This is a genomic window from Chlorogloeopsis sp. ULAP01, assembly GCF_030381805.1.
In the GTDB taxonomy this organism is placed as follows: Bacteria; Cyanobacteriota; Cyanobacteriia; order Cyanobacteriales; family Nostocaceae; genus Chlorogloeopsis.
The window spans coordinates 320,372-345,503 of record NZ_JAUDRH010000001.1 but is presented as its reverse complement, the minus strand read 5'-3'; the positions used below and the strand labels follow the sequence as shown (position 1 = coordinate 345,503).

Sequence of the window (25,132 nt, the reverse complement as noted above, 5' to 3'; positions counted from 1 at the left end):
GCTATCGACTTGGGCAAGGACTTAAGCATACAGTGGGATGATAAGCTCGCAGAGCGCATTCTCTCGGAACGCGAGATTGCTAAGTTGGAAAAAGCGGCGATGGCAGTAGACTTGCAACACAACACTAATAAGATGCACTGGCTGCTGTTTACTCAGCAATCCTCAACAATTAAATATATTACATTCTTCTCGTTGTTACACAAGCAGTAATAACTTCTTGTTATTGATTTTTGTATATTCATTTATTGAATTAATAAAACATTCAGCTAATTTAATCATTATTGTTTTGAAAATTTGTAAATATTTAATACTTCTTATTTAAGAAAATAAAATATTTTTTCAAGCTTTTTATTTAACCTGTAGGCAAGTTTGACGAGCAGTCTTTTGACATAAATAGCTGTTTCACCCATGATTAATCATACTTTCTGAAACTCGAATTGAATCTAGCTTCTAATAGACGCTTTGCCCACAACATTAACATCAGTCACCAAAAGTGTCTTTACTTCTACCATCTACTTTATTTTCAAAGAGGAGCTTGACTTTTTTTACAAGCTTGGTATTGTAAGAATGATTATCGTTATACATTTCGGCAGTACTTCAATAAAAATCTTTTTAGATTTATAAAACTGAGCAGTTTGACAGCAACTTGAGCCGAGTTATTTGAACTTAGCAAAATTTGATTTACTACTTTTTCATACTGCACCAGCAGAGATTGGAGTTATTTGTGTTGAAAGCACACGTATCACCTTCTTGTTGTGGTGTGCAATATGGTGGGGAGGAACATTTTGAAACAAAGACTGTTTTTTTATTTGGGAATTGTAGGAGCTATTTATCTGTTAGGAATTCAACCTGTGAAAGCACACAGAGAAGAAATGCTCGCTACAGAGAGGACTTCCAATACAGAGATCATCCAACTTAGTGAGTTTCAAATTCCTTATACCAGTGTGAAAGACTGGCTTGCACAGAGTGAAGTCATACAAGTAACAGGGGTGCGCCTTTCCTCAACAGCTAATGGTTTGGAAATCATCTTAGAAACTTCTGCATCTAACAACCTACAAACTACAACCAAAAGTGAGGGGAATAACTTTATTGCAGATATTCCTAACACTCAACTACGTCTACCAACAGGCAATTCCTTCCGCCAAGACAAGCCAGTTGCCGGAATTGCAGAAGTAACGGTGACGAACCTAGATGCGAATACTATCCGGGTAACGGTGACAGGTGAAGCAGGTGCGCCAAAAGTTGAACTGTTTGATGACGATAAAGGTTTAGTTTTCGGGATTACACCAGCCCAATCTCCTACACCCCAACAGCCGCCAGCACAAACACCAGACACAGTTCAGCCTGAGAGTAAAACACCACCAGAACAACCATCTGCTCAGGACGATCAACCTATTGAACTGATGGTAACAGGTGAACAGGAAGGTGAATACAACGTACAAAGTGCTCCCAGTTCTACAAAGATTGACGTACCCCTACGCGACGTTCCTCAATCTATTCAAGTTGTTCCTCGGCAAGTGCTAGAGGATAGGCAAGTAACACGCTTAGACGAATTTACAGACAACGTGAGTGGAGTCCAACGCATATTCGGCTTTGGCACTGCATCGGGATACAATATTCGCGGTTTTTTTGCAGGCTACGAGAACCTCCGCAACGGCTTCCGGAATTTGGGTAATCCTCGTGATATTGCCAATATTGAGCGAGTTGAAGTTCTCAAAGGGCCTACCTCGGTTCTTTATGGTGGTGGTAGCGCTTTTTCTTTGAGTGGACTAGTCAATACAGTAACGAAAAAGCCACTTGATAATCCTTTTTACCAAGGTAACTTCACTGCAGGAAGTTTCGATTTTTATCGTCCCAGCATTGATATAAATGTACCTTTGCTGCCGGATCGTTCCGCTTTGTCACGCCTGAATGTCGCTTATGAAAATGCCAACAGTTATCGTGATTTTGTCAATAAGGAAAACTTTTTCATTGCCCCCGTTTTGACCTTACAAGTTAGTCCGCAGACAACTTTCACCACTGAATTTGAATATCTTGACTACAGTTTTATTTTTGATAAAGGGTTTCCATTAGTGCCTGAATCTTTAAAACTCCCCAGAAATAGGTTTCTAGGAGAGCCAGGTTTAGACCCAACCACAGGGAATGTTAGCTCAATTACTGGTGATTTAGAGCACAAGTTCAGCGAAAACTGGAAATTCCGGCAGGGGGTGAATGTAACTATCAATAATGTTGAGGTTGGTAATGCCCGATTGTATAGAATATCCCTGCAAGATGACCGTAGAACGCTGAATCGTACATCTTCCCAAGGAGCGCAGAAAAGTGAAAGCTATACCTCGCAAAGCGAAATTTCTGGAAAATTTAACACGGGTTCTTTACGTCACAATGTTTTATTAGGGGTGGAGTTATCTCGATTTAAATATGGCTATGATGTGTTTGAAGCTCCTCTTGCTCCCATCGATATTTTTAACCCAATCTATGGTGCAAGACCAGGAGAATTTACTCTCAGTTTTGCTGGTGAACAAGGTGGGGACAACATTGGGGTATACTTACAGGATTTAATTGAGATTCTACCTAATCTGAAAGTTTTAGCAGGTGGTCGTTTTGATGTGGTTGATTCTTTCTATAAAGACCGTCCAACTAATACAGTACTCAATGAGCAAACCGACAGCAGATTCTCACCACGAATTGGCATAGTCTATCAGCCGAGTCATTTCACATCCCTTTATTTCAATTGGACTAACTCTTTCGTTCCCCAAATATTTAGTAGAAGCCGGACGGGCGAGCAATTTAAACCAGAAATCGGCGAACAGTTTGAGTTTGGCATTAAGCAGAATTTCTTTGACAATCGACTTTCAGCAAATTTGGCGTTCTACCAAATTACTCGCCAAAACGTGCTGACTGCAGACCCTATTGATCCTAACTTCAGCGTTCAGACGGGAGAACAAAGAAGCCGTGGTATTGAACTAGATATTGCTGGAGAAATATTACCAGGCTGGAAGATAATTGCGACCTACTCTTATACAGACGCTGTTGTCACTGAAGATAATAACCCAAATCTGATTGGCGATCGCACAGCAGGCGTACCTGAACATAGCGCTAGCTTGTGGACTACTTACGAAATTCAAAAGGGTAATTTGCAAGGATTGGGTTTTGGTTTGGGATTAGTATATGCAGGAGAACGGGAGGTATCTTTGCCCAATACATTCACAGTTCCCTCATACTTGAGAACTGACGCATCTATTTTTTATCGTCGGAGCAATTACAGAATTGGTCTAAACTTCAAGAATCTCTTTGATGTTAAATATTACGAAGTTGATGGTTTTAGTCTTCTCCCAGCAGCACCATTAACAGTGTTGGGTGCAGTTGCAGTTGAGTTTTAATTTATATAAGTATTCTGGGTGGATATACGGCTGATGTTGTTGTCGTTCTTCTGATAGCGATACCTACGATAAGCTGTCGCTAACGCAAAATGTACAGACAAATACGGTGTGTTTGGACATTATTTTAGGGTGATTTGACTAAGTACTTAAATAAGTCATCAATCACCGCATTCATTGCCAAAACATCAAAAGCGTACCAATGGTCAGAGTCTACAAGATAGACTTGATTTTTTTGAACCACATTCAATTTTTGCCACAGAGGATTTTGTTGCAGCTTTTCTAAAGCCTCTTGAGCAGCTTTTCCTCCTCTAGTGGAAAGGAATAAAACATCACCATCAATATCAGATAAATTTTCTTGAGAAATATTATCTTTTGTGAAAAAATCACCCCTTTGTGAAGGTGGTCGTTGTAATCCAATATCATTTAAAACTTTACTAGTAGGATGTTTTGCGCCATAGATATAGATTCCGTAAGTTTGATAAACAGTGGCAACCGATACTTGAAGTTGATGGCGGCGATCGCCCAAAGCTTGTTTGAGTTGTTCAATTCGTTGCCAATATTCATCGATTAACTGTTTTTCTTCCTGTTCTTTATCAAAAATATTGGCAACATCTTCTAAATGTTTTTGCCAAGGAGGAGGTGGACCAGAAACATCCATGACAACTGTAGGGGCTATGTTCGATAGTTGTGGATATATATCATCCAAGTAAGTTCGAGTGATCGATAAAATTAAATCGGGTTTTAGTAGGAGAATCTTTTCTAAATTTGGTTGGGTTAAGGTTCCAACAGATTTAACTCCATCAACTTTATCTTTAAGATGCTCTGGCAACGATTCACCTGGATAACCTGTCGTGAATGCAATAGGTTTGATACCCAATGCTAAGGTGCTACAAAAAGTACTCGTCCACAGAGTCACGACTCGTTGGGGATTGTGAGGAATACACGTTTCACCCATTGCGTGTTGCACGATTTGGCAAGGGGCTTGAGATGCTTGTGAAGCAGGCGTTGTGTTCTGCTCAATCGCCGTACTGCTACAAGCTGAGATGATCGCGATTGTGAGTAGTGATAATAATAGCCGTTGCTTTACCTCCCTCAATCCCCCCTTGGAGAGCAGGGGGGAGGTGAGTTCCGGCTTCCTCCCCTTTGCAAGGGCAGGGCTGGGGTAGGGTCGATTGCCGCAACTGACGAATCGTCTCGACAACCACCTCCAATACCTCATCCAATTGTTAATCCACCTGCTCATTCGTAAACCTCACTACACAAATTGCCTTTGCTGTATCCTCCTTTGCAAGGGTAAGACTGGAGAGGAGTCAAAACTCAAAGGAAATTGTCCCCTGTACCGTCAACGGATCTCCCCGAAAAACTCGAACATTATTAAAAGAAGCTTCAAGGTAATCCACATCAAACAAATTTCTAAAATTGAGAGCAGCGCGAAAGCGATCGCGCTTATAAAAAATTGCCGCATCCGTCCGCAGATAGCTGGGTAGCTCAAATGTATTCAATATATCTCCTGGCCGTTCTCCGACAAAGAATAATCCCAGTCCAAATCCTAACCCCTGCAAATTACCCCGTTGAATTTCATAGCTTGTCCACAGGTTAAAGGTATTTTCAGGAACATTACGAAAACGCAGACCTACGGGAAGCGTGTTGTCCTGAGTAACTTTTGCATCGGTGTAACCATAACCCGCGATGATGCTCCATCCCGGCAAAATTTCTCCCCCAAAGGTCAGTTCAACGCCGCGACTTTTTTGTTCACCTGTTTGAATCGAGAAGCCTGGTGGTACATTGGGTCTGGTGTCAGTTGTCAAAACATTAGTACGGGTTAGGTCGTAAAATGCTAGTGTCGCTGAAAGTCGGTTGTTCAAATCTGCTTTAACGCCAACTTCATATTGCGTACCGCGTTCTGGTTGAAAGACATCACCATCAAAGCTAGTGCCAAGCGTTGGGGTAAATGAGCGGCTGTAACTGGCATAGAGTGAAATTGGCTCAATTGGCTGATAAACAATACCTACACGAGGGCTAAATGCACTGTCAGACTGATTTGTTTTTCTATTAGTGAGCCGATTCTCATCATTTTGACTAAAACTATCGAACCGCACACCTAGCAACAGCTTCAAATTTTCAGCTAGTGTTATTTGGTCTTGCACATAAATGCCCAGTGTATCTGCTGTGTTGAAATTACTAAATCTAGAAGTAACAGCACCAAGGGGTTGACCATAGACAGGATTATACAAGTCAATTGGAGATGCTTGGCGATTAAACGAATTTTGCCCCAATTCCCTCTTAGTGAGATTGATGCCTGTTACTATTTGATGACGGATACTACCTGTAGAAAACTGACCCACAACGTAAGTATCAGAGTTGAAAAATTTGTCGGAAAATTCACTAGTATCGAAAAAGCCTCGGTTCAGAGTCCGGTTATCAGCAGCTAAGGCAGTGCCGAAGGAAAGTCTTCTAAATAGCTCACCTTGCTTAAATCTAAAGGCATTTCGTAGCTGCCAATTTTCGCTAAAGCGATGTTCGAGATCGTATCCAATTCGAGTTGAATACGAGTTTTCAAAGTCATCTGGTTCGCCCACATAGCGATTACGGGGTATTTCTCCATTGGGATTTGGAAATACAGTTCCTACAACTGGGAGACCATAGGCTTGATCGGCAGTTTGTGGGCGAGCAAGATATTCAGCAGCTACAGTGAATTTTGTGCGATCGCTAATCTGCCAGGTGAGATTTGGTGCCACAAAGTATCTTTGTGCCTCGAAGAAATCAAAGAAACTTTCTGTCGTTTGAGCTGCCAGGTTCAGTCGATATAATACTGTTCGGCTGTCATTGAGTGGCCCAGAAAGGTCAATAGCACCGCGATAAAAGTTGAAATTACCCACAGAAGTTTCTAAAGAATAGTAGGGTTCACTCAAGGGCTGTTTGGTTATGTAATTAACAATTCCGCCTAGTCCACCTTGACCATAAAGAACAGAGTTAGGCCCCCGAAGAACCTCAATCCTTTCAATTCCTGCTGCCTCAAAGCCAGCAATACCAGCACCTGGATTTTCTCTCAACCCGTTCCACAAAATATCGCTGTTAGAACTAAAACCTCGGAGAATAATAGATGACTGTGCAAAGGATCGGGCAGTATTTCCAAATCCTGCACCAGGGACATTTCTAAGTGCTTCAACTAGGTCAGTGACGTTTTGATCCCGTAGCACTTGTTGGGGGATCACTTGAATTGATTGGGGAATATCACGTAATGGTGTATCAGTTCTTGTTCCTACACTCGCATTCGGTACACGATAACCATCTTGCTCACCTGTCACCACCAACTCAATCGGCTCATCATTTTGTGCTGAAGGTTGTTCTGACCTCTCCCCTTCCCCTCCCCTTGGTAAGGGGAGGGGTGCCGCAGGCGGGGTGGGGTTCGGCTGTTCTGGTTGCTGCGGCTGCTGTGCGGAAGTTGCAGCAGTTGTAATCCCAAAAATCAAACCCTCATCTGGACTGTCAAATAACTCGACAGTTGGCACACTCGCCTCACCTGTCACTGTCACCCGAATTGTATTGGCATCCAAATTTGTGACTGTTATCTCAGTAATTCCTGTAACTGGTTTTTGGGAGCGGAATGTGAATGCATCGCCATTAGGTAAACGCAATTGAGCATTAGGAATATCAGCAATAAAGTTATTGCCCTCACTGCGATTAGTGACTTGCAGTTGTTCTCCACCTGTTGTTTGTAGAATCACCTCTACACCTTTATCTGTGGGATTGGCTTTTACTCCTGACACCTGCACAATATCCTCCGAAACAGGAGGGTTAGCTGGCGATTGTACCAGTAATTTGGCATTGGTGCTGGGATGCTTAACTTCACTTAGTTGTCGAATTTTTCGAGTTAGCAGAGGTCTTAAATTTTGCTGACTTTGAACTTCCTGCTTTTCAAGCCTTGGTTTAATTTCTGCCCATCCAGGTTGAATAGCAACAGCACTCAAGCATCCTGATAGAATAACTAAAAACCACAGTCGAACACTACCAGACAACCACCAACGTTTCATCACAACTCCCCATACACCAGCTTCTTGCAGAACTTTATTGATGAATACACTTTGCAGTAATGACCCCTCCCCAACCCTCCCCTTAACAAAGTGGAGGGTGCTGTCAGGCGTGTAGGTACTTCAACTTGACTACTGCAAATAGTTTCTAATTCAATGAAGCTGAGTATAGAGAATTAATAGCAACTGAGTCTATGTCAAAAACGGCATCATAGCTCTGAAACGGACTTTTTACCCGATAAACATTCACTTGGTGTAATCATAAACTTACGCTTAAAGGTTTCAGCAAAGCGCCCTTGATGCGAATAACCAACTCGGTGAGCAACCTCAGCAATAGTTATATTTCCCTGACGTAATAACTGTTCTGCCCATTCCATACGTTTCTCTGTCAAGTAGCGAAATACCGTTGTCCCAAAAAGCTCCCGAAAGCCGCGTCGAAGAGTGCGATCACTCACTCCAACAATTTGCGTCAACTCCAACAATGATGGTGGATTCTCCAAATTTGTCAATAAAATTTCTCTAGCCAAATGAATCCGAGCGATAGTATCTGCCTTCAGTCGCGGCGATGGTTGTAATCCATCCTGAGCAGCCAAGATTGGAGCTAATTGCAACGCTATTAGTTCCAACACCTTACCCTGTAAATACATCCGCTTTGTCATTCCCTGGAAAGGACAGTTGATAATTTGCTGTGCTATTCCCCCAATTGCAGTTGTGGCTTTGGGGTAGAGTAAAGTCTGCCAGTCATTACCCTTTGCCAACAGGCGCAACTGCTGAGGAATTTCCCCCTCTTCATCAGGGAAAAAAGTTGCCAGCAAGTCAGGAGACATCTCAATGTCAATACCCAAGCGTTGAGATGTGAGATACTTTAAAAGCATTTTTCTTTGAACACCACTACCAGAAATGCACGTATATCCTTCCCCCAACTGCCCCCCGTATTCGTCTATAGTTCTTCCAGAAAGGAGGATGCAAAATTGCAGTGGGTGATCCCATTCAGTGATTTGAGTCACTACATCATCGTGAAATTCATAGTCCGAAATCGAAAGCAAGAGTTCTGGATGCACCTCGATATCCCGCACATAGCCTTTACCTAATTGTCTGGGTACTTCACGGATAATTTCAAATGACTCTCGTTTTGGTTTTTGCGGGCTGTTGTCTTTAGCTTCTGCCCACAGTTGCCACTCCTCTTTCATCGTCAGGGTAATGGTCATAACTGGTAGATAGTTAAAAGTTAATGATATTTATTTTCAATAATCTTACCGCGAAAGTTATAGCAAACTTAAGATAGGTTTTTTTGGTTTTTTCATTACCTATGTCTGCATATTACAAAAAGATGTCCACACCACAACTTGCAAGCTCACATCTTTGTACTGCTGCGTACTGCTGCTTTTGCTTTACTTTTTTTTATGTTTCCAAAACCAGATTTATATGATAATCATTTTCAGACGTAAGTGGTAACACTTAATTACAAACACATATATTTATGTGTCGATTTTATCGTGGAGTTTAAGGGTAAATGTTGTCACTAAAGATATATCTAAAGATTGTAGAAGCTATCTGTTTTTTGGGGCATTGCTGATTTCATGCATAAAAATAATTTTGCCTAATGCCAAAATCCTTATAGAGACGCGATATATCGCGTCTGGGCATCTAGATTTATGTTGCGATTTAGCAACGCTGTTGTTTGGGAATTGAGCCTGTAAAGTTTAAAGACACAGCATCTCAATAACTGCAAACATCTTGAAATTACAGAAATAATAGTGCGGCACACTGTATCTTTAAAGTTTTTAACTATATAAATATCGTGATTTTGAATCTATCAAAAATTCACATCTTTAGTTGGTTCTGGGCAATACTGTCAGTACAATTACTATTTGCTTGCAGTCATGTTGCTTCAAGTCCACCAGCTGCTAAAATTAGCGGTGAATCCAAAGATGAGATAGTGCTGGCTTTTTTATGGGAAGATTTTGATGACAAGGGATTTGACCCGACTATGGGATGGAATTATTACGGGCCTCCATTGTTTCAAAGTACGCTGCTACGCCGTAACGAAAATCTAGAACTGGTAAATGACCTTGCCCAAAACTACACCATTAGTAGCGATCGCAAAATCTGGACATTCAAAATCCGTGAAGATGTCCGCTTTTCGGATGGTCAACCCCTCACAGCCGAAGATGTTGCTTACACATTCAACCAAACTAAAGAAAGTGGCGGCTTGTTAGATTTGTCTGTGTTAGACAAAGCAGTTGTTAAAGGAAATTACGAGGTTGAATTACATCTCAAACGCCCTCAAATTACCTTTATAAATCAAATAGCCAGTTTGGGAATTGTACCAAAACACGCCCACAACAAAAATTACTTCCGTAATCCCATTGGTTCTGGTCCTTATCGCTTAGTGCAATGGAATCCTGGTGAGCAGATTATTGCTGAAGCCAACCCTTACTACTACGGAACGCCAGCAAATATTAAACGGTTGGTGATTCTTTTAACTCTCGAAGATGCAACCTTTGCTGCTGCGAAGGCGGGTAGAGTTGATGTGGCGCGTATTCCACCATCACTCGCAATTCAGCAGATTCCTGGGATGAATTTGTACGCCCACAGAAGCGATGGTCATGCAGGATTGATGCTTCCTTATATCCCCAATACAGGCAAGAAAACTTCTCAAGGATACCCCATTGGTAATGACGTAACCGCAGACCCAGCAATTCGTCAAGCAGTTAACTATGCAATTAATCGACAGGTTTTGGTTGATGCTATTCTCGAAGGCTATGGTTCTCCTGCCTATACTCCGGTCAGTGGTATGCCTTGGGAAGAAGCTAAAGCTAAAATCCAAGATGCCGATGCTAACAAAGCTAAACAGATTCTTGCCGCAGCAGGTTGGGAAGATAAGAACGGGGACGGCATTTTAGAAAAACAAGGATTAAAAGCTGAATTTAGCATTCTCTACCCTGCTAAAGATAGCGTCCGCCAAGGACTAGCTTTAGCTGTAGCGCAAATGCTCAAACCAATCGGTATTCAAGTCAATGCGGAAGGCAGAAGTTGGAAAGAAATTGAACGCCGATTGCATAGCGATGTAGTTCTCTATGTACTAGGCACTTACGATCAGCTGATCCTATACAATCTTTACCATAGTTCAGTCGCCCAAGGAAATTGGCAAAATCCTGGTTACTATGCGAACTCTGTGGTTGACCAAAATCTTGATAGAGGTATGACAGCAGCCTCAGAGACAGAAGCAAGATTATTTTGGCAAAAGATACAGTGGGACGGTCAAACTGGAATCACTACCAAAGGCGATGCTGCATCTACTTGGCTGGTTAGTCCCGATCAAACTTACTTTGTGAATGGCTGTTTAGACCTTGGCAAGCAAAAGCAGGTAACTCACAACTACACAGGTTCAATATTAGCCAACGTTACCTCTTGGAAGTGGAACTGCGATTGACCTATGAAGCATATCTGGCGATTCTTACTCCAAAAATTCCTACACTTTTTGCTGCTATTAGTAGCACTGTCAGTCATCAGTTTTGTCCTGGTTGGCTTGTCCCCTGTTAACCCAATAGATGCTTATATTGGGGCTGATGTGATGCGTGTGGGTGCAGAACAAAGAGAATTAATTGCCCAACGTTGGGGATTAGATCAACCCATGACCACACGTTTTTTCCTTTGGCTAGGACAACTACTGCAAGGTAATTTAGGAACTTCCATGACCTACAACCAAACGGTGTCCCAAGTGATAGCTGAACGTTTTGAGGCATCATTAGCACTGATGGGGTTGGCGTGGTTGTTTTCTGGTGCATTCGGTGTATTGCTGGGTGTTGTCGCAGGAGCTAAGGAAGGGTCTTTAATAGATCGGGTGATTCGGATTTATGCTTATACTTTGGCATCGGCTCCCGCTTTTTGGATTGCCCTACTATTGTTAATTATTTTTTCGGTGACACTACAAGTCACTCCGATATGCTGTGCAAAGCCGCCCGGTATTTTAGCGGCTGATGTGACATTATGGCAAAAGCTTCATCATTTACTACTACCTGCCCTGACTCTGAGTGTGATTGGCGTTGCTAATATTGCCCTCCACACCCGTGAAAAGCTGATTGAAATTCTGCATAGCAACTATGCTTTATTTGCCTATGCTCAAGGTGAAACCACTACTGGGGTAGTTCTACATCACGGTTTGCGTAACGTTGCTTTACCGGCGATTACCTTGCAATTTGCCAGTTTGGGCGAACTGTTTGGTGGTTCTGTACTAATTGAAAAAGTATTTAACTATCCTGGTTTGGGTAATGCTACCGTACAGGCAGCACTGCGAAGCGATGTCCCGTTGTTACTGGGTATTGTTTTCTTTAGTGCCACCTTTGTTTTTATAGGTAACACTTTAGCTGACCTCAGTTACCAAGTTATTGATCCCCGTATCCGTTTTGGAAAATCTGCATGACAAAGCCTGCGATCGCCATCCCCACTCTACCAAATCATCCGCCGACTAAGCCCAAAGGCTTGGTATATCTGGGTAATCGTCGGAGCCGCACCCTGGCGATCGCCCTTTTATGTTTTGTAATTTTTAGCACTCTGTTACTAGGAGCGCAGTTAGTTGGTACAGAAGGTTTAGAAATTGCCTTACAAAATCGCAACCAACCACCCTCACTGGCTCATCCTTTCGGTACTGATTGGTTAGGCAGAGATATGTTTGCCCGTACCCTCCACGGCTTAAGTTTAAGCTTGTGGGTGGGTTTGTTGACAGCTATCTGTAGTGCGGCGATTGGGTTAGTCTTGGGAACTGTATCAGCAACGATGAATAGTAAAGTTGACGCAGTAATTACATGGCTGATTGATGTGTTCTTAAGTTTACCTCATCTTGTGCTAATTATCCTGATTGCCTTTGCTGTTGGTGGTGGGGTTCCCGGCTTGTTGATTTCAGTGAGTGTCACCCACTGGATGGGATTAGCTCGACTTTTACGGGCTGAGGTACTGCAAATTAAAAACTCAGACTATGTACAGCTTTCCTATAAACTAGGACATTCTTCCCTGTGGATTGCTCGTCATCATCTTTTGCCTCATTTGATACCTCAGTTCATGGTGGGACTGGTATTGCTATTTCCCCATGTGATTTTACACGAAGCCGGTCTAACCTTCTTGGGACTGGGTTTACCGCCAGAAATGCCAGCAATTGGCGTGATTTTAAGTGAGGCTATGCGTTATCTGTCGGCTGGTTACTGGTGGTTGGGAGTTTTACCAGGAGTCGCTTTGCTAATGGCTGTAAAGCTGTTTGATATTTTGGGTGCTAGTTTGCGATCGCTACTTGACCCGAAAACAAGCCAGGAATAACACTACAAGGAGCGTTCAGAATGCTTTGTGTTCAAAATCTGAGTGTCACCTTCACAATGTACGACCAGGTTTTTACTCAAAAACAAACTACTGCGATCGCTGATTTGGATTTGCATATTAACGCTGGTGAAGTTGTAGCTGTTGTTGGTTCTAGTGGCTCTGGTAAAAGCCTTTTGGCACACGCAATTCTCGGTATTCTATCCAGAAATGCCCAGGTAACAGGTAAAATAACTTACAATAATGAATATCTTACTTATAAACGTCAAGTTGAATTGCGGGGAAAAGAGATAGTACTAATTCCGCAATCTGTTAGTTATCTTGATCCCTTAATGAGTGTGGGTAAGCAACTAAATCGGATTGCACGTTTGAGGGGATTATCAACAAATGCATCTCAACAGATTATTGACCAAGTTTTAGCACGTTATAAACTTGCTTCCTCAGTCAAGCAGCTATTTCCGTTTCAACTTTCAGGTGGGATGGCTAGGCGAATTTTAGTAGCAATGGCTGTGATTGGGCAAGCTAATTTAGTCATTGCTGATGAACCAACTCCAGGTTTGCATCCAGAGGTGGTAGTGGAAACTCTCAATCACCTGCGCAAACTTGCTGACGAGGGTAAGGGTGTATTGCTAATTACCCACGAACTAGAAGCTGCTTTACAAATAGCAGATAAAGTCGCTGTTTTTTACGCAGGTACAACTGTGGAGATAGCTGCTAAAACTGATTTTACTCATGGAGGAAAAGGATTACGTCATCCTTATACTCAAGCACTCTGGCGCTCTTTGCCGCAGAATGAATTTATTCCTGTGTCGGGTACACAACCAAATCCTGATACATTGCCCCTTGGTTGCTTGTTTGCCGAACGATGTCCAATTGCCACTACAGATTGTTTAACTCATCGTCCGCCCTTACGGGAAGTCTGCAATGGTTTAGTGAGGTGCATTCATGCTTAAAGCCGAAAATTTATCTTTCCGCTACAGGCAAAACCAACTTTGGATACTGCGGGATTTTAACATAGAAATAAATCCTGGCGAAATCGTGGGTTTGAGTGGAACTAGCGGTTTGGGAAAAACAACTTTGGGTAAAATCCTAGCTGGATATCTCCAATCTATCAAAGGCAGTGTCAGTGTAGATGATCAACCTTTGCCAATACAGGGTTATTGTCCAGTGCAAATGATTTTTCAGAATCCTGAATTGGCTATGAACCCTCGTTGGCGGATTAACAAAATTTTAAAAGAAGGGCAAATGCCTTCTGGAGAATTACTCCAAGCTTTAAATATTAATCAGAATTGGCTGAATCGCTGGCCTCATGAGTTGAGTGGAGGTGAACTTCAGCGAGTTGCTGTGGCTCGTTCATTAGGAAGACATACTCGTTACTTAATCGCTGACGAGATGACGGCAATGCTAGATGCCAATACTCAAGCTTTGATTTGGAGGGCTGTCATTGATTACGCCCGTAAAACTGAGATAGGTATTTTAGTTATCAGTCATGACTTCTGGCTGCTCAAGCGTTTATGCGATCGTATGATTGACTTGACTTTAACAAGTAATTAATATCACTAAATCCAGTAAAAGTCGTTATTAACCCTATTTTGCCACTCTCAGAAAATAATAATTGAGGTTTGGTTCTGAAACTGACTATTTATAAAACTTTGAGCTCTATTTTCTAGCAGTAAATCAAATTTGTAGCCAAAATATAAAAATTAAGGCTTCCAACGTTTAGTTTTAATCAAAGTGACAAAAGCATCCGAGGATGCGCTCGCATTCTCAATGTATGTAAATAAATATTTCTGTTGCTTGAAAGCAGCCGCACTGGCGGCGCTGCCAGTTAGCTTTGATGGTGAGGTCGTTGTTGCTTTGGACTACCGCACGAGGAGGTTGGTTTGAGGTGAGGAAGTTCTCAAATTTCTGACGAACGCTGTTTTCTCTGCCCTGGTCATTTTTAATTGACCAGATGTTGATAGACCATCTGCCAGCCTCAGTATTCAGTGCAGCGTGTTCGTTCTTGCAGTTAAAGCGAGTTACTGTACCTGACTCAAGTTTAAACTCTTGGTATGGTGCGTCCTGATTTTCTTCCCTAGTCCATGCCATTCGTTCCTTAGCAGCACGATAGCCCCAGTCAGAATTTCCGATATTAATGCTGCGGGCTTCCGTCGCGGCGTAGGAGTCATCGCGGTGGTAGTTGATGCCAGCACCGGGGTTCTCGGAATAAGTTACCAGCACAATATCAGCGTCAGAATATACTTGCTTAACAAGTTCCATCAACTTGTCGTCCTGCACCCCTGGCTTAAAGTCTTTATCCTTCAAATCCCATTTTGCACCGACCCAGGCAACTTGTCTCAGTGGTGCATAGTTAGATTTGTCATTTTCAAGTATGGGTTTGAGGTGGGTTTCAAGATGCGATCGCAGCTGTTATACTTTTTCCTCGCTTACCTTACCTAATATTTCGATAGCTTTAGTTGGATCGGCTTGACGTGAGTTGGGTAGTAATATTGGTTGATTCTTAGCTTCTGCTTGTGTATTTTTTAATACTTGTATCTCAACTGCGTTTTGATAGACTTGTGAAATTCCTGCAACTGTGGCGTTAGTATTTAATTGAATATTAGTTGTATTCTTTTCAGATAAAGCTTTAGCAGGAACAATTGGTACTGGAGAATCTTCTTGATTGAGTTCTCTTGGACGGTTAGGAAGTGCTTGTAGAGCTTTTTTGTACTCACTATTTTCTGGAATTTGGTTTAATTTTAAAAGACTACCTTCAGTTGCAACTTTTTCATTTAAATCTGCGCTAAGCTGTTCGTAGCGGTCAAAATCATCAACTTCACCAATATTAATAAGTTCTCTAAGTCAACTATTAAATTCTTTCTTTATTTCCTCACTAATTTCATTTTTATTAAAAATAAATGTAGCAGTGTTACTCTCAATAAAATAATCGTTTTCAGTAGGCTTTGATTCTAACCAAGTGGCTACAGCGATCGCGTCTTATGCAGGAACTACTAGTCCAAAAGCTTCTTTCGTTTCTAAGAGCGATCCATCTAGGGAACTATATTGTTGATTTGGATTATAAAATATACAGTTTGTTGGGGAATGATTGGAGTGGGTTGTGAGGGTGTATCTGCAATTTTGATATGACCACCAGCACGGTTAATAAAGGTTTGTCTTAATTCGTTGCTGATAGTAGTTTCATCGAGTATGAATACAGTCATTCCTTTTTTGGCTTCTAACCGAGCTTGTGATACAGGAAGCTGTTCGTATGATACTCCTACTTTTTCGAGATACTTTTTGGGGTAGTAATGCATAGTAATGATACAATCAGGCAGTGTCGTTCAATACAGGACCTATGTACTGCCCTAAATGTAACTCGTCGAACAACATAGTCAAAAATGGACGCACTCATTACAGAAAACAACGGTTTAAATGCCAAATTTGTGGACGGCAATTTGTCGAAAGTCCAACCAGGCACCAATTGACAAATCAACACGTGAGTTGATCGATAAACTCTTACAAAGAACGCTTATCCTTAGCAGCGATCGCACGCGTGACAGGTGTATCAATACGTTGGCTGCAATACTATGTCAATCAGAAATATTACCAAACTCCAAAACAGGTTGAAGTTACCCAAAAAAACCTGGTAGGCTAATCCTTCAACTTGATGAAATGTGGTTATATGTGGGGTCGAAAGAGAACAAACAGTGGATTTGGCTTGCTATGGACGCGACAACACCAGAGATTGTTGGGGTGTATATAGGCGTTAGCGAAGCTCCTCTGAAAGAGGCTCGCTCTAGGCAATCGGCTAAACAATTATGGCTATCTCTACCACCAGTAAGAACGTCAATGTGCAATCTGTTACACTGATTTCTGGAAAGCATATGAACAGATTTTACCTAGTACTAGACATAAAGCAGTAAGCAAAGACAGTGGAAAGACAAGCTATATCGAGAGATTTAACAACACTCCACGGCAACGAGTGGGACGCTTAGTTCGTAAAACCTTGTCATTCTCTAAAATAATGGACAACCATGTTGGTGCTATCTGGTATTTTGTTCATCACTATAATACCAAGCTACGAAGCTAAATCATTACTATGCACTACTACCCATAACTGAATCAGCCGGATATGTATCACTCAATTCCAACACACACAGCGGTTTCCAATTCCATTTTCCAAAATCCAAAATCGTATAAGCCTTATCGCTGTGCTACACGCCTCAATATAAATATACCTATTCCCAAAAATACAAAATTGGGCAACCAAGCTCCCAGAAAAGGAGAAAAGACTTCCGCCTGTGCCATAGCACCAGTAATAAAATAAAATAAATAATAAGTAAATATAACTATGACGCTCACACCAAAACTTGTGGCTCGCCCTGTGCGCTGGGGTATTGTTCCCATTGCTGCGCCAACTAAACCAAAAACCACACAGACAAACGGCAAAGATATTCTTTGTTGAATCCGCACTTGGAGTTTGCGAATTTTTTGATCGTCACCACCTAGACGTTCTAATTCTAGTTGTTCTAGCGATTGGCTAATACTCATTTCATCGTAGTCGCGGCTTCTTTGCGCTATATCTAATGCTGTGCGGGGTAATTCGAGTTGTTGTTTTTCAAACCGTACTATATTGCGATAAGAGCGATCGGCTGCGACTAAATAGATAGTACCGTTATAAAAATCCCAGACATTTTGAGATGCATTCCATTGAGCTGATTCCGCCACAACAATTTGATTGAGACTTTCTTGGGAACGGTCGATAATAGTCAAACCTGTCATTCGCTTCCCATCAAACTTGTCAGCATAAAATAAACGTGTGAGAATCTTTTCTTTATCCCCATCTTTTTGCCTAATATACCGATATTCGGGATAGAAAATGTTTTCCTGCTTAAACATCGGCTTTTCTGATTTTAGGGCTTGATCTAGAGTCAGAGATGCTTGATAGTTAGCTATTGGTGCGATTTGTTCGTTAAAAACAAATGTCATCCCTGTCACCAAGAAGCTCATAAATACAGCAGTCAGCACCATGCGATAAACGCTGACTCCACAACCACGCAAAGCAATCAATTCACTCTCGCTAGATAGACGGCTGTAAGTCATCAATGTAGCTAGAAGTGTAGCCATTGGGAAAGCTAAAACAATAAAATTCGGAAATTTCAATAAAAAAACTTTTAAGGCAATACCTATTGGTAGCCCTGATTCTACGATTTTCCTAACTAATTCAAAAACAGCGTCAATTGTAACGCCAATTGAAGAAAAAGCCCCGACACCAAACAAAAATGGTGGCAGTAATTCGCTAGCCAGGTAGCGATCCATGATCGTGAATGGTAGCAGCGAATTAATGCGATAGAAAGATTTGTATTTAAACATTAGTTAATAGTTATTAGTCATTGCTCACTAGTCATTAAATTATTAGCCAAGGACGAGTAACTTATGACTAAATCTGGAAATTATCGCCCAAGTAGTATTGGCGCACGAGATGGTTATTGTAAAGTTCTTTTGCATTGCCAGAAGCAAGAATTTGTCCTTCGCGCATGATGTAAGCCCGATCTGTAATCGCCAGAGTCTCACGCACATTGTGATCTGTGATTAAAATCCCCATGTCGCGATCGCGCAATCGTTCAATCAGATGTTGAATTTCTGAAACTGCGATCGGATCGACTCCTGCAAATGGTTCGTCTAAAAGCAAAAATTTTGGCCCTTCTCTACCAGCTGCTAAGGCTCTTGCCAATTCAGTTCGGCGTCGCTCACCTCCAGATAGTTGAATTCCTTTATTTCTAGCCAGCTTTTCTAAACGAAATTCTCGCAATAATGTATCTAGTCTTCGCGCCCATTCCCAACGGGGTACATTGGTTTGCTCTAGCACCAATAAGATATTATCCTGCACGGATAACTGGCGAAAAACACTTGCTTCCTGTGCCAAATAACCAATGCCTAAACGTGCTCTTTTATGCATTGGTAAATTAGTAATATCCTGGTGATCTAACCATACGGTTCCTCGCTCCGGTTTTTCTAAACCTGTAGCTATATAAAAGGTAGTCGTTTTACCAGCGCCATTTGGCCCTAATAAGCCAACGACTTCACCTTGGGCAACAGAAAGATTAACGCGATTGACAACCGTTCGCTTACCGTAAGTTTTATGAATATTCTCTAAGACTATTTTCACTCTCTGCACCCTTAGTCAGGATTACTAATTTTTAATTACTAATTGCACTATTAGCATTTAGCGGTTAGACATTAGCCATTATCTCAGTGCCAGTCTTAATTAGAACGCCTAAAATTTCCTGTAGACGGCGCTGGTGAAGTAGCTTGATTCAAGTCATTGTCGTTAACAACGTAAGTAGATTCTACTTGACGACCGGTTCTAGGTTGAGCGACAAATCGTCCTTCATCAATTAGATATGTGACAGTCTCACCTCGGATGCTATTGCCACCTTGTTGCAAAATATAAACATTACCACTTAAAACAATGCGGCGTTCTTTACTGAAGTATTGAGCTTGAGCAGAAGTTGCCTGAATTTGACGAGCTGGATATAAAAGTTGGACATTACCGCGAGCTGTTACTACTTGAGTTTTAGCATCGTACTCTTGCACGTCAGAACGAATGGTTAAAGGGCGATTTTCCCCTGAGGTTTGTCCTGAGGTTTGTGCGGTAGCAGTTTGCAGTTGACTGGGAAATGCGATCGCCCCTGCAAGTGCAAATGGCAGCATCAAAGCTAATCCAAAGCGACGCAGCGGAAATTGAGGTAATGGATAAGAAGGCTTCATAGCAATTTTGGATTTAAGATTTCACTTTGTATTCTAATTATCTTAAGTACCCGATCCAGATATTAAATCCATAGGCTGGACATTTTCAGGATAGCTACTCACGCAAATCATTGACGTTTGTCTTGACTGGAGGTTTCACTTCTTAACAGGGTTGGGAGAATAGGGAACAGGGAATGGGGTACCCTCGTTACCAGGTTGAACCTGGTAACGAGGCACTAGAGCAATTTGGCTCTCTCAATTAAATGCAAGCTACTCAGTTAAAACGAACTGAAAACTTTGCCTAGTCTAATGAGAAAAAGTTTTAGCTTTTATTTGAAAGAATTGGTATGAGGATTTCTATCCTAACAAGGATTGAAGGATGTTAATAAGCTTTCCCAACTGTTAAGAAGGCAGAAGGCAGTCCCAATGAAACAAGTTTCATCGCCAGGCATGAAAAACCTCACCCCGTCCTGTCGGACACCCCTCTCCTTAGCAAGGAGAGGGGCAGGGGGTGAGGTGACTTTCAAGTCAGAGGGCAGAGGAGCCACTGCGCCCTTGGAGGTTTCCGAGCCAGTGCGCCCTTGCGGAGCCAGTGCGGTGGACGGGTTCCCCGGCATAAAGCACCTGGCGTCGGGTTAAGCGCGTTGTAGCACCTGGCGTGGCAGAAGGTAAATATCTAAATAAAATTAATTACACATTCTCTATCTGTTCCCTATCCCCTATCCCCAACTTGCTGAATCTTGGGCAGTGTTAAGACTTGTTCTTCATTCAACTTCGCCAAGGCAACTTTTTCTAGCTGGGTTTGTTGTAATGTTTTCAATAACTCAGTACTTTGATGTAATAATTCATCTACATCAATGCCACTGTAAACTGATGGATAACGTCGCAAGCGATTGCTACCTTCTCCCAACAAAATCGCTGCACCTCTGAAGTTATGGTTACCCAGATGATACAGTGCCACAGCAATTTGCAAAATTCCTTGATAAAAAGTTTTCTCTGGCTCTGTTGCTTCTATCCACAGAGCCTCTAAGGTATCATGACAAGCATAGAACTGCCCAGCATTAAACTGATCTATACCTTGCCAAAATTGCTGGGGCAGATCTTCGTTCATAAAAATCCTTGTGAGGTGACTGTGGCTGGCATTGGCAATGCAGATGTTAATTCTAGATAATGTTAAGTTCTCTATGTAGGGCTGAAGCCAAAAGCTTACAGCCTTGCGTTGCTTACGCCATGCTGTCTCGCACTTGTTTAATGGTATCTAGAGAAATTTCTTGCTTGTCACCAGCAAACTCATTATCTGGAGTTAAAAATAGCATACAGTGGCACTCTTTGCGCTCCCGCATTGGTACACAGGGACAGTTCCAATAAGCAGCGTTTACCTCAGCTTCTTTATCTTCGTAGTGACGGCAGGGGCATAAAGGAGATCCGAGTTCGTCTTTATGTTTGGCAAGTCCTTCAATTACTACTGCGGTAACAGAAGGTTCAGAACAGAAGTAGGTTCCAGTGCGCTTGGCATATTGTTCAGAAAAATGCCGCATTGCTTCTAAATTTTTATCGCTGGATGTTGTGTTTACCTCTGGTGAAATCATAGGATCGGCTACTCATAATTTACACATTTCTTTGCATTGTACCGCAGCCGAAGAGAGCTATAACTAGGGAGAATTCCCCGTCTTTTTACCCCTCTAAAGTTACCTGAATTTCCGTTTTCGCCTAGATCCTAAGCGTACTGGGAGCAAAACAAAGCAGAGATTACGTTAAATGGTTGCGATCGCCTGATATTGAAATTATGAATTCATTGAATTCGCACAGACTATAAACCCAATGATTTTTGCAGTTGGAGTTGTAGTGGTTGCTCTGCTTGCAGCACAATTCCAGGATTCTCCCTATTTACTACTACTTTTTCTGGTGTGGCTGTCAAATTTTGCCACAATACCCAACGACTACCCCTAGAAAGCGAAGAGAGGGTTAAGGGATTTTGGGTGAGCCAAATTATAGGGTTACTTTTAGGACATTCATTTATGGCATCTTCACCTGAATTGGTTTTTGCTAAGGCTTCCAAAACCACACGATGGCCTTGAATTAAACCTGTAGATGCAGTCCACAGTTGCACCTGCATTTGCTGTCGCTGTGCATAAAAATACAGTGAAGCTGCGGCAATTACTGCTTGCTCAAATTTGTCTTCTTCCCAGTTGGCAGCGCTATCAAGGGCAATAATTGTGTCTTGCCCGGCAGTCATCATTTCTAACTCTCGCAATCGTAATTCTCCGTAGCGGGCGCTGGTACGCCAGTGAATTAGACGCATGGGATCGCCGATGCGATATGGACGTAGCGATCGCACGAGTCCTTCGTTTGCTGTCTGCAATGGTTTACCGCAGGGATCGCCTTTGAGACTGTCTTCTTGCCCAATTTCATCGATGAGGGGACAGTTTGTCAGGGTTAGCACCGTAGGATACACAATTGCAGTGGCAGCACAATCGCGCTGGCGGCGACACCAAAACAATCCCAAGGGCGCACCACTCCCCAGATCAACTGTATGCCAGCGATAGACTCCCCGGCGCACAGTGGGTTGATAGTAGATCCAACGGTAGCTTTTTTGAGCGGGAATTGTTTCTATTGCTTGCTGTTGTGGTTTCCCCAAAACGAAAGGCAGCAGATCTGTAACCTGGATTAAGTTGACAGGCTGCTTTTTAGAATTGATTATTTCTAATTCAATTGTCAAACTGTCTCCGGCTGTGATTGGCTCAATCGAACGCCGTTTCACGGTTAAACCCACGAGCGATCGCGGTGGTAAAACAGCCGCTAAACCCAACAAAGCAAAACTGACGCCACTAAGAACATAAAGCCAACCAGCCATTGTATTAATGCCAGCTCCAAAAAAACAAATGGCAATTCCCGCCAATACCCAACCACCGTAGGCAGGGGTGCTAGCACAAATCTCTAACCAAGTGGTAATACGCTTAATAATTTTCATAGTTTATACACAATCAAGCAAACAATAGTGGGTTGAAAATATTACTTTAAATACGAAAACTAAAAAACCATTAATAATAGCTAAATATTTACTTTCAAGGCTAACTCAATAACCTTAAAACTCATATAGATAAAGACTTTTCTGAAGAATTGATGAAGTTGTTTTCAAAAATGAGTAGATTAACGGAGAAGATTTAAAATCTAAGTATCTACACGGCTTGAATCGTATTTTTTAAACCTAATGTAAATCGTTAGAAAAAATTTATATGTAATTTTTCTTGCTAGAGGAAACACAAATGGAAGACAAAATCATGTCCCAAGTAGGGACTTCAAAACTTTCGCTACCACTACCACCCCCAAATCACTTTCTTTTAGGAAAAATAGGACAAACTCCGACAACATTTTCTTCTATTCAGCAGATGGTGCGCGATGCCCATGCCCGTAAAACCTCTGATATTCATATTCGCGTAGGTGAAGTACCCAGATTTCGGATTGGGGGGCAGATGGTGGCATATCAGGCAGGAGAGATAGTTACGCCGCAAATTTTTGAAGCCTACTTGTCAGAGATTCTCACTCCATTGCAGCGTCAGCAATTTACAGAAAATAAAGAATTGGACACGGCTATTTTTTATCCTGGATTTTTGCGCTGTCGTGTCAACTGTTTTGAAAGCTTAAGCGGTGGTGCAATGGTATTACGGCTAATTACCCTTGAGGTGCCTTCGATTGATAATTTAAGCTTGCCGTCAGTTCTCAAACGTATTGTTAGTAATAAGCAGGGATTAATTTTAGTCACAGGGCCAACAGGTGCTGGTAAATCTACTACCTTAGCGGGGATGATTCGTCATCTCAATGAAACAACCCAAAAACACATTATCACAATTGAAGATCCAATCGAATACGTTCACACCTCCCAACAATGCTTAATCAGTCAACGGGAAGTGGGATTGCATACCCATGAATTTCACCAGGCTTTGCGATCGCTATTGCGGGAAGATCCAGATGTAATTTTGATTGGGGAAATGCGCGATCGCGTGACTGTAGATACAGCGCTAAAAGCAGCACAAACCGGTCACTTAGTTTTAGGAACTCTCCACACGAAGAATGCTATCGGTGCCATTAACCGCCTGCTCAACATTTACAATCCCGAAGAGCAAGCGGCTATGCGTGTCCAAATCCTCGAATCATTGGTTGCAGTCATTGCGCAAATTTTGCTGCCGACAACAGATGGGCGACGGGCTGCGGCAATGGAAGTATTAATCAATACACCTGCTATGCAAGATTTCTTGTTGAAGGGCGAGGAAACAGAAGCTTTCCAGTTGATGGAAGATAGCACTCATGAGGGAATGCAGGTAATGAATCAAGCCCTCTGTCAGCTCATGCTATCTGGACAAATTAGTATTGAAGATGCGATTAATGCCTCACCAGATGTGGGTGACTTGCGGCGTCGTTCCCGCAATGAAGGTTTCGATCCATCTCATTCTACCCGGCGTAATTGGGGTTATTCTGACTTTTTTCCGCGATAACCCTTGCGGTACACACAATCCCTGCAAAAACCTCTTTCCTCGATGTTTTCAGCATTCCCTGCGGTTTAATATTTCGTAACTCGGTACGTTCTAGTTGAAATAAATCGACCACAGATGGACACCGATAAACACAGATTTTATCAGTGTCCATTTGTGGTTGTAATTAACCTAGATCCTGATTTTTGTAAGAAGTCTATGTAGAGACGCGACGGCAGCGACATTCAACCAATCCTTACCTGTTTACACGAGTCATTTCAAACAACTGCTGGGCATTCTTTCCTAAAAAACCATCAAACAGCACTGGCTTCCCAGGCTCTACTTCCACCATATAACGCTGGGCGATTTCGTAATAGGCGTAAGTCCAGGGAACTTGGATTTCTGTGTCTGTAATATCATCTAAGACTGTCACGTATTCAGTCACTGCTTGCGTTGCAGTTTGTCGCAAACCGCAAGCAACATCACCCTCAATTTCGGCTTTCATTGGTACGCCTAAATTAGCTAAACCACGAGCTGTAGTATCGATATCTGGATACTCTGGAGTGTTTTGCCGATTAACATAGCCTGTAAAGTGATTGACTGCATAACCGTGCAGCAGCACCCATGCACCGTATTGAGTGACTTTGCTGACTTCTTCTACATCAGAGCGATGGGGAGGTTGCCAATGATAGGTAAAAACTTTCTCCAGTTCTTTGGCGAGGCGATCGCGATCATGACCGTATGTATCAAATATGGCTGAAAAGCTAAATAGATTTACGCCCGATACTGTTTTGTGAATAAGTTGTGCAGTCTTCTCTGGCAGTTCATCCACAATCAACTCGCTGATAAACAACTTGGGCAAATCAAGTTCTTCTTGTTGAGGATGGCGATAATGACGAGCGTAAAGATGGCTGTCTGGAAAAGTATACTCCCCTGCGGCTTCGTAACCTAAAGCTTTGGCAAGTTGAGCTAGATAGTCTATTCCCAGGTTCACCTTACCATGTGAACTATCCACCGTTAAGCGTAAAGACCGAAAGGCGATATGGTCATTGGCGACAGTTCCACCAGCATTAGTTATCATTTTTGCATAGGTTCGAGCATAACTTACCCTGGTGCTATATTCTTGCCAAAGCAATTCCCAAAGGTGGTGGGCAAGTAGACGCTTCATAGGGACATCCTAATTCATGTATCAACACTAGCGCAGAATTTC

21 protein-coding genes and 1 pseudogene are annotated in these 25,132 nt (G+C 42.2%); 9 read left to right on the top strand and 13 right to left on the bottom strand.

The genetic code is table 11. The features are described 5' to 3' along the window. The first annotated feature begins 9 nt into the window (after positions 1–9). Both QUB80_RS01655 and QUB80_RS01650 read left to right on the top strand, forming a co-directional pair. Positions 10–210: a hypothetical protein gene (locus QUB80_RS01655; protein WP_289787753.1), complete on the top strand. Its 201-nt coding sequence runs from the start codon at positions 10–12 to the stop codon at positions 208–210. A 575-nt stretch (positions 211–785) separates the two neighbouring features. Continuing rightward, positions 786–3,380, top strand: a complete 2,595-nt coding sequence (locus tag QUB80_RS01650; RefSeq protein WP_289787752.1) for a TonB-dependent siderophore receptor — start codon at positions 786–788, stop codon at positions 3,378–3,380. 124 nt (positions 3,381–3,504) lie between these two features. Here QUB80_RS01650 and QUB80_RS01645 read toward each other — a convergent pair whose 3' ends face one another. The 4 genes from QUB80_RS01645 to QUB80_RS01630 form a co-directional block, all read right to left on the bottom strand. Next, positions 3,505–4,335: an iron-siderophore ABC transporter substrate-binding protein gene (locus QUB80_RS01645; RefSeq protein WP_289787751.1), complete on the bottom strand. Its 831-nt coding sequence runs from the start codon at positions 4,333–4,335 to the stop codon at positions 3,505–3,507. Between the two features lie 76 nt (positions 4,336–4,411). After that, positions 4,412–4,603, bottom strand: a complete 192-nt coding sequence (locus tag QUB80_RS01640; protein WP_289787750.1) for a hypothetical protein — start codon at positions 4,601–4,603, stop codon at positions 4,412–4,414. Between the two features lie 87 nt (positions 4,604–4,690). Next, complete coding sequence (locus QUB80_RS01635) at positions 4,691–7,414, bottom strand: TonB-dependent siderophore receptor (protein WP_289787749.1); 2,724 nt, start codon at positions 7,412–7,414, stop codon at positions 4,691–4,693. 206 nt (positions 7,415–7,620) lie between these two features. Beyond that, positions 7,621–8,619, bottom strand: a complete 999-nt coding sequence (locus QUB80_RS01630; protein WP_289787748.1) for a helix-turn-helix domain-containing protein — start codon at positions 8,617–8,619, stop codon at positions 7,621–7,623. Positions 8,620–9,212: 593 nt separating this feature from the next. Between QUB80_RS01630 and QUB80_RS01625 the strand changes: the two genes are divergently transcribed. From QUB80_RS01625 to QUB80_RS01605, 5 genes are read left to right on the top strand one after another with little or no spacing between them, the layout of a single operon-like run. Then, positions 9,213–10,847 carry an ABC transporter substrate-binding protein gene (locus QUB80_RS01625; RefSeq protein WP_289787747.1) on the top strand — a complete coding sequence of 545 codons (1,635 nt, stop codon included), beginning with the start codon at positions 9,213–9,215 and terminating at the stop codon, positions 10,845–10,847. A gap of 3 nt (positions 10,848–10,850) precedes the next feature. Next, on the top strand, positions 10,851–11,837 hold the full coding sequence (locus QUB80_RS01620; RefSeq protein ID WP_289787746.1) for an ABC transporter permease: 987 nt from the start codon (positions 10,851–10,853) through the stop codon (positions 11,835–11,837). Then, the gene (locus tag QUB80_RS01615) at positions 11,834–12,724 is read left to right on the top strand and encodes an ABC transporter permease (protein WP_289787745.1); all 891 of its coding nucleotides are present in this window, start codon (positions 11,834–11,836) and stop codon (positions 12,722–12,724) included. The genes QUB80_RS01620 and QUB80_RS01615 overlap by 4 nt, the downstream gene beginning before the upstream one ends. A gap of 20 nt (positions 12,725–12,744) precedes the next feature. Then, positions 12,745–13,674, top strand: coding sequence for an ABC transporter ATP-binding protein (locus QUB80_RS01610; RefSeq protein WP_289787744.1), 930 nt, complete (start codon positions 12,745–12,747; stop codon positions 13,672–13,674). Further along, complete coding sequence (locus QUB80_RS01605) at positions 13,667–14,275, top strand: ABC transporter ATP-binding protein (RefSeq protein WP_289787743.1); 609 nt, start codon at positions 13,667–13,669, stop codon at positions 14,273–14,275. The genes QUB80_RS01610 and QUB80_RS01605 overlap by 8 nt, the downstream gene beginning before the upstream one ends. Positions 14,276–14,488: 213 nt before the next feature. Here the strand turns inward: QUB80_RS01605 and QUB80_RS01600 are convergent, their stop codons facing one another. Beyond that, the gene (locus QUB80_RS01600; protein WP_289787742.1) at positions 14,489–15,028 is read right to left on the bottom strand and encodes a hypothetical protein; all 540 of its coding nucleotides are present in this window, start codon (positions 15,026–15,028) and stop codon (positions 14,489–14,491) included. A gap of 725 nt (positions 15,029–15,753) precedes the next feature. After that, complete coding sequence (locus tag QUB80_RS01595) at positions 15,754–16,017, bottom strand: hypothetical protein (RefSeq protein ID WP_289787741.1); 264 nt, start codon at positions 16,015–16,017, stop codon at positions 15,754–15,756. 41 nt (positions 16,018–16,058) lie between these two features. Here QUB80_RS01595 and QUB80_RS01590 point away from each other — a divergent pair. Beyond that, positions 16,059–16,793, top strand: a pseudogene (locus tag QUB80_RS01590) (IS1 family transposase). 113 nt (positions 16,794–16,906) lie between these two features. Here QUB80_RS01590 and QUB80_RS01585 read toward each other — a convergent pair. From QUB80_RS01585 to QUB80_RS01560, 6 genes are all read right to left on the bottom strand, one after another. Next, complete coding sequence (locus QUB80_RS01585; RefSeq protein ID WP_289788119.1) at positions 16,907–18,022, bottom strand: LptF/LptG family permease; 1,116 nt, start codon at positions 18,020–18,022, stop codon at positions 16,907–16,909. Positions 18,023–18,143: 121 nt separating this feature from the next. Continuing rightward, a complete protein-coding gene (lptB, locus tag QUB80_RS01580) occupies positions 18,144–18,872 on the bottom strand; it encodes an LPS export ABC transporter ATP-binding protein (protein ID WP_289787740.1) in 729 nt (242 codons plus the stop codon). Positions 18,873–18,967: 95 nt separating this feature from the next. After that, positions 18,968–19,474: an LptA/OstA family protein gene (locus QUB80_RS01575; protein WP_289787739.1), complete on the bottom strand. Its 507-nt coding sequence runs from the start codon at positions 19,472–19,474 to the stop codon at positions 18,968–18,970. 691 nt (positions 19,475–20,165) lie between these two features. After that, a complete protein-coding gene (locus QUB80_RS01570; RefSeq protein ID WP_289787738.1) occupies positions 20,166–20,564 on the bottom strand; it encodes a DUF309 domain-containing protein in 399 nt (132 codons plus the stop codon). Positions 20,565–20,676: 112 nt separating this feature from the next. Beyond that, a complete protein-coding gene (locus QUB80_RS01565) occupies positions 20,677–21,042 on the bottom strand; it encodes a ferredoxin thioredoxin reductase catalytic beta subunit (RefSeq protein WP_289787737.1) in 366 nt (121 codons plus the stop codon). A gap of 221 nt (positions 21,043–21,263) precedes the next feature. After that, positions 21,264–22,424 carry a DUF58 domain-containing protein gene (locus tag QUB80_RS01560; RefSeq protein WP_289787736.1) on the bottom strand — a complete coding sequence of 387 codons (1,161 nt, stop codon included), beginning with the start codon at positions 22,422–22,424 and terminating at the stop codon, positions 21,264–21,266. A gap of 295 nt (positions 22,425–22,719) precedes the next feature. Between QUB80_RS01560 and QUB80_RS01555 the strand changes: the two genes are divergently transcribed. After that, entirely contained in the window at positions 22,720–23,946 is a 1,227-nt protein-coding gene (locus QUB80_RS01555; RefSeq protein WP_289787735.1) for a type IV pilus twitching motility protein PilT, read from the top strand. A 232-nt stretch (positions 23,947–24,178) separates the two neighbouring features. Here QUB80_RS01555 and QUB80_RS01550 read toward each other — a convergent pair whose 3' ends face one another. Next, positions 24,179–25,090, bottom strand: coding sequence for a DUF1338 domain-containing protein (locus QUB80_RS01550; protein WP_289787734.1), 912 nt, complete (start codon positions 25,088–25,090; stop codon positions 24,179–24,181). Positions 25,091–25,132: the final 42 nt, after the last annotated feature.